This window comes from Natronococcus sp., assembly GCF_047921035.1.
Lineage (GTDB): Archaea > Halobacteriota > Halobacteria > Halobacteriales > Natrialbaceae > Natronococcus.
This window is the reverse complement of record NZ_JBLRWX010000148.1, coordinates 1-6178: the sequence shown is the minus strand read 5'-3', so window position 1 is coordinate 6178 and position 6178 is coordinate 1. Positions and strand designations below refer to the sequence as shown.

The 6178-nt window shown below is 63.3% G+C and carries 7 protein-coding genes and 1 pseudogene; all 8 read right to left on the bottom strand.

Annotated features, from left to right (window positions below):
* The coding region (locus ACNA7R_RS18860) for a hypothetical protein (protein WP_416285059.1) at positions 1 to 402 on the bottom strand (402 nt) is incomplete at its 3' end.
* Positions 399 to 929, bottom strand: coding sequence for a hypothetical protein (locus ACNA7R_RS18855; RefSeq protein ID WP_416285058.1), 531 nt, complete (start codon positions 927 to 929; stop codon positions 399 to 401). The genes ACNA7R_RS18860 and ACNA7R_RS18855, both read right to left, overlap by 4 nt.
* 75 nt (positions 930 to 1004) lie before the next feature.
* Positions 1005 to 2006 carry an ArsA family ATPase gene (locus tag ACNA7R_RS18850; RefSeq protein WP_416285057.1) on the bottom strand — a complete coding sequence of 334 codons (1002 nt, stop codon included), beginning with the start codon at positions 2004 to 2006 and terminating at the stop codon, positions 1005 to 1007.
* Between the two features lie 101 nt (positions 2007 to 2107).
* Positions 2108 to 3085, bottom strand: a complete 978-nt coding sequence (locus ACNA7R_RS18845; protein ID WP_416285056.1) for an ABC transporter permease — start codon at positions 3083 to 3085, stop codon at positions 2108 to 2110.
* Entirely contained in the window at positions 3082 to 4002 is a 921-nt protein-coding gene (locus ACNA7R_RS18840; protein WP_416285055.1) for an ABC transporter ATP-binding protein, read from the bottom strand. Before ACNA7R_RS18840 ends, ACNA7R_RS18845 begins: the two co-directional genes overlap by 4 nt.
* 67 nt (positions 4003 to 4069) lie before the next feature.
* Positions 4070 to 5239 (bottom strand): RNA-guided endonuclease InsQ/TnpB family protein, encoded by a 1170-nt coding sequence (locus ACNA7R_RS18835; protein WP_416285054.1) that lies wholly within the window; start codon positions 5237 to 5239, stop codon positions 4070 to 4072.
* Between the two features lie 2 nt (positions 5240 to 5241).
* Complete coding sequence (gene tnpA, locus ACNA7R_RS18830; protein ID WP_416285053.1) at positions 5242 to 5631, bottom strand: IS200/IS605 family transposase; 390 nt, start codon at positions 5629 to 5631, stop codon at positions 5242 to 5244.
* Positions 5632 to 5929: 298 nt separating this feature from the next.
* Positions 5930 to 6178 (bottom strand): annotated as a pseudogene (locus tag ACNA7R_RS18825) (IS4 family transposase); the annotation flags it as partial.

Here is a 6178-nt window from a genome sequence, read left to right as displayed (position 1 = left end):
GACCCACTCGAGGACGAAAAAGAGCACCCCCAGATGCGTCTCCGACTCGATCGGCGAGGGTTCGGCGGGCGAGTCGGCGTCCGGCGGTAGATGGAAATGCGTTCGTGGTGCCTCGGGTTTCGGATGTCGATCCCATCGACATTGCCAGGTCTCGTTTTCGCTGATTTCGCGGTAGTGAACGGTGTAGTCGCCGCCGACGAACCACCGAACGTCGAGGCGAACGTCTCGAACGGTGTCGGGGTACTGCGCGCCGTCGAGCCGGATCTCGAGCACCCGTGGCGAGATCGAATCCGGTCGGAACGCCCAGTCGGAGACCAGCGGGTGACTCGTCGCGCGCCGAGCGATCACCTCGAGCGCAGCGACGTCTAACGGTCCGCTCGGCGCCTCCTCGCGGTCGGTCACGGCTCCGACCGAACCGGTCCGTTGACCGTCGACTCGGCCCGCTGGATCGCCCGGTTGAGGATGGTCACGTCCCGACGGATCGTTCGCCACTCCGTGAGGTCGTCCCACCGGTCGTGGAGTGCCTCGTGGTCGTCGAACGTATCGTCGAGCGCGACGGCATCCGGGTCCGGAACGCCGTACCGGTCCTGATACGCCTGATCGGCCTCGAGCAGATCTTCGAGTCGGTCACGCAACTCGCTCCGGTCGTGATCGCGCGCCATCTCTTCTGCTCGTTTCCACCGGAAGTACGACTTGTTCCGGCGGTAGAGCGCCGGCCTCGAGTCAGTCCGGTTCGCGATTCCCATCTCGACCAGTTGCTCGAGTGCCTCCCGAGCGCCGTTTTCGGAGCAGTTCGCCCGCTCGGCAACCTGCCGAGCAGCCGTCGGTTCAGTGACCCCGGCGATAACGTCGTACACGCGCTGAAACGTCGTCCGGTCGGCCATCCAGCGCTCGACCGGGCCATCCGACGGGGTTCGTTCCTCGGACATGTCTCTTTGTTCGCGCAGCTGGAACATATATGTTCGCTCCAACTCAAGTATTTGTGCTTTGGTGAGCGCCGTTGCTTACCTCTCTCCGGGGAGTCGACTTGCAATCGATTCGACCGCCTCGAGTCCCTGCACCTCTCCCTCGACCTCGGGCAACGTAACGACCTCGAGGTCGGGAAACGTCTCGCGGATCTCGTCGACCCGCCGTTCGTGGCGGTCGCGCCGGGACCGACAGCGCGAGCAGTCGTCCTCGGGATCCTCGAAGACGCGGTTCACGACGAGGCGATCGACCCGGACCCCCGCCTCCCGGAGCTTCTCGACGAGGCGCTCGGATTCGGCGATCGCCATCCCCTCGGGCGTGAGGACGACCCGAAACTCCGTGCGCTCGGGATCGAGCAGCAGCTCCCGGGCGCGCTCGAGGCGATCCCGGAACGCCTCGAGGTCGGCCCCGTCGTCGCCGCCCCCGAACATCGACATCGGGCCCAGCACCGCCGAGCGGGCCGCGGTGCCGATCCGCCGGGCCTGCCCGCGAAGCGAGCCCAGCGTCTCGAGGAACGGTCCCGCGACCGCGGGCGTGTCGAACAGCCGCAGCGTGTGGCCCGTCGGCGCGGTGTCGAAGACGACGACGTCCCACTCGCCCGAATCGACGTACTCCACCAGGAGGTCGAGCGCGGCGATCTCGTCGCCGCCCGCGGGCGTCCCGGCCGCGAAGATCCGCTCGACCTCCTCGTCGTCGAGCCGGATGCCCGCGCTGCGCAGGTCGGCGGCGAGCGCCCGCGCGAGTTCCTCGTAGCGTTCCGCTCGCGTTTCGGGGTCGATCTCGGCCGCCCAGAGGTCGGCCGCGTCCTCGAGTTCGGCCGTCCCCTCCGAGTCGGTCTCGAGGGCGGGTTCGGCTCCCCGCTCGAGCTTGCGGGGCTCGGCGCCGAGGTCGGTCTCGACGGAGTCCGACAGCGAGTGGGCGGGGTCCGTCGAGACGACCAGCGTCCTCCGTCCGCCGTCGGCCAGCCGGGTCGCCGTCGCGGCCGCGCAGGTCGTCTTGCCGACGCCGCCCTTGCCACCGTAGAAGATACACCGTGTCATTGCCCTCGAGTACCGGAGACGCGACCCTAAGTTCCCTGTCACGTAACGAAGACAGTCTCGAAAGCGGAAAGGTTTCCGTCGCCGATCAGGACGACCGACCCTCAGAGGTCGACCCGGTCGAAGCGATAGAGCGCGACGACGATCGGGACGACGATCCAGAACACGAGGATCAGGAGCGCGAACCAGTCCTGCAGGAAGAAGGGGAGCTCGCCCCCGAACATCTCCTCGTTGAGCTGGGCCTGGAGTTCGATCATGTCGGTGTCTGTGACCAGCGTCAGCGTTCGACCGTAGGCCTCCCCGGGATCGAGGTTCACGACGAAGTACACCCAGTCGGGGAGCCGCTCGAGTTCGACCTCCTGGCCCTGAATTTCGGTCGTATAGGTGATGGTGTCGAAGAAGGGGACGTTGCGGTCGGCCAGCAGCGACGCGGCCGTCGTCAACGTGTTCCAGACGACGTAGAACAGCACGAAGACGCCGAACATCGCCGCGCCGGCGACCGTCGTCGATCGGGTCAGCGAGGAAAGCGAAACGGCGATGCTCGTGTAGGCGATCCCGTAGACGATCGAGACCGCGAGCAACCCGACGTAGTCGCCGACGTCGAACCCACCGAGCAGGACGGCGACGACGACGGCCGCGAGGACGAACCCGAGGGTCAGCGAAAGCGACAACACGGCCGAACGGCCGAGAAGCTTGCCCAGCAGGACGTCCTTCCGGGAGTGGGGCAGCGAGAGCAGGATCTTGATGCTGCCGGACTCGCGCTCACCGGCGATAGCCTTCCACCCCAGCACGAGCGCGATCAGCGGGATGATCAGCCGCGTGATCTCGCTGACGAAGCCGACGAGGACGTCCGTCGTCGCCCCCTGTGCCGCGATGTCCTCGCCGAAGTAGGAAACGACGCCCGTCGTCGCGACCAGCAGCGTGAAAAAGAAGATGCTCAGTCCCCAGAACATCCACGAGCGAACCGAGTCCTGGAAGTCCTTCTTGGCGACAGCGCGGACGCTCTCGAGGGTGATCGAACTCGAGGGTGCCGTCGTTCCGCGGTCGGCCGTTCCGGTTCCCGTCTCGGGTTCGGTACTCATCGGGCGTTCACCTCCGTCGTATAGGATTGGAAGACCTCCTCGAGCGACGCCTCCGAGGTCGAGAAGTCACGAACCTCGAGGCCCTGATTCTCGAGTTCCGAGAGGACGTCCGTCTTCGAGCCGTCGACCCGGATCGCGAGCGTCGGCGGTGCCTCGCTCTCGACGCTCGCGTCAGAGACGTCGGACAGCGAGCGAACCGCCCCGACGGCGTCGTCGTCGATCCGGTCGACGGTGACCCGAAGCACCGTCCCGTCGCTGACCGAGTCCCGGAGTCCCGCGACGGAATCGACGGCGACCATCTCGCCCTCGCGGAGGATGCCGACCCGATCGCAGACGGCCTCGACCTGCTCCATGATGTGACTCGAGAAGAAGACCGTCGCGCCCCGCTGGCTCTCCTGGCGGACGATCTCGCGCATCTCGCGGGCGCCGTTCGGGTCCAGGCCCGTAGAGGGCTCGTCCAGGATGAGCAGTTCGGGCTCGCCGACCAGCGCCATCGCGAGCATGAGCCGCTGGGCCATTCCCTTCGAGTAACCGCCGGCCTTCTTGTCGATCGCGTCGGCCAGATCGACCCGCTCGAGCAGCCGTTCGGGGTCGTCGTCGACGCCCTTCGAGTCCATCGCGAACTCGAGGTGTTGCCGGGCGGTGAGTCGTTCGTAGGTCCGGTACCCCTCGGGGAGGACCCCGGTCCGCGAGCGGATTTCGCGGCTGTGGGCCTGTGCGTCGAGCCCGAGCACCTCGACCCGTCCCGCCGTCGGACGGACGAAATCCAGGAGGACGTTGATCGTCGTCGACTTGCCGGCCCCGTTCGGACCGAGGAAGCCGAACACCTCACCCTCCTCGACCTCGAAGGAGAGATCGTCGAGCGCGAGGGTCTCGCCGTAGGACTTGGTCAGCCCGTCGACCGTGATAGCGGGCATGGTTGGTGGCCGTGTGAAGACACCGTTTCCCGATAAGGGTTGCCACTCGGCGTGATTTCTCCCACGACTAACGTCGTGGGCTTCCCTCACTGAGGGTTAGGCCCACGTCTTTCGGGGAGTTCGCAGGTTCCATCTCACCGTTGGTTCCGTCGAGTACGACCTGCGTTTCGGGCTGAGCCACAACAGCCCCCACCGTCGATAGCGGGCTCTGAATGTCCTTACCAACGGCTCGTTTGCCGATGTTCGACGCACCGTTCTTGTCCGCATTATCGTCCAGCCCACAATCACAACACTCGACTCGACCCTGCACCCCACGGCTCGTGTTCTGCGAGCCACATCGCCAGCACGTCACAGACGTGTCGTACTCCGACACTGGGATGCATTCCCGTCCATCGAGATGCGCCTTGTATGTGAGGATGTTCGCCAGTTTCGCGTACGGCATCTTGTGGGTCTTGTCGTTCACGTACCGTCCCTCATCGTTGTCGAAGCGCAACCCGGTCATGTCACCGAACACGATGACGGCGTTGCGGTCACGGGCGCGAGCGATGAGTTCGTTCGCCACCTGATGCAACTCGTGTTCAACCGTTCGGGATTCCTTGTCACCGATGCGTTCGATGACCTGCGCTCCCGAGCGAACCTTGGCCTTCCCGATTGATTTTCGGAGTTGCTTGTAGTGTTCCCGAACGCGTCGGACTTCAGCGCCGTGGAACTGTGTGTCGCGGTCGGAGAGGAACGTGCTGACGGCGATCCACTTCGCACCCATGTCGACGGCGAGAACATCATTGTATTCGTCTGCGACGGCCACAGACCGCTTGCAGACGAGATGAACGTACCACTCGCCGTCCCGATGGACGAGTTCCGAGTCACGGATGTACTCATCGGTGAGCAGATGCGTGTCTTTCTCGGGGACGTGAACGGGCACCCAGATGCTATCTCCCCGTTCTCGCTCGGGATTGTAGATTGGGAATTTGAACCACCACGACGAGAGGACGGTGTCCTCGTCGTGTTCGATGGTGATGCAGTCGTTGCGGAGGACGAGGGGTTGTTCGGTGTCCTCTCGCGGATTCTTGTTCGACCGGACTTTCCCCGCCTGTTGCTTGGTGGCGGAGTAGAGGTTCGTGTCGTCACCGTGAACGGCGTCTTGGAACGCCGTGTACTCGCGTTCGATGAGGCGAGCTTTCCGCTCGGTGAGCGAGTGGAATTTGACACGTACTGTAGTAGTGACTTCGCGGTGCATCGTTATCGCCCGGTCTGTGCTTCGATGTACTCCTCGATGGTCTGACTCGACACTTCGCTCGCCGAGGAGACGAAGTACGAGCGTGTCCACAGCGACGGGAGGCCGAAGTCAAACTCGTCGCGGAGGTTCCGAGAGGTGTAGCCCTTGACCTGTTGGATGATTTTGTTCGGTGAGAGCTTCGGGTTGCCCGTGATGAACAGGTGTACGTGGTCGGGCTGGATTGCCAGTCGGAGGATGTTGAGTCCGAGCTCGTCGGCTTTCTCCTCGATGAGGTGTTCGAGGCGGTCGGCAACCTCGTCCGTTAGCACCGGCTTGCGGTACTTTGGACACCACACGAAGTGGTAGTGGAGATTGTGAACCGACGTTCGCTCTCGGCTGTACCCCCGTGGCATACTGTTATATAGACGCCAATCTATATTAGGTGTTACGCTTCTATTAACCTTCGGTCGGCTATTGAGGATGGATTGTGTCGTATTTGGTCGGATTCATCCCACGACTGAAGTCCTGTCTCTTACCCATAACTCAGCGATAGAGAGAAAATTCAACCGAGCCTGGTATGAGAAGAGGGGTTTGGTCAGGATGCGTACATTATTTTGACCGAATTACGTGTCTTTGACAGGTGTTCTGCTGTGAAACTGGAGCAATGAGGCTACGTTCACTTCGGAATCGCTGAATGAGCGGCCGTGGCGCTCATTCAGCACCGAGTTCGTAGCCTTCTGCCCACATGCGCAGCTTCTGGAGGCCTTTCCACATCGTTTCCCATCCTGGAGGAGGATCTGATCCGCGGTTCAGATAACCGCCAAGCTTCGCTACGCTCACGGCGTAGGCTTTCCCAGTCTGGTCTTGCAGTTCTGGAAACTTTGATTCCAGAACTGCGCGCTCTGCTTCGCTCAACAAGACACCAGGTGCAACTGAGATCTCTCCTCGAGCAAGCTCCCG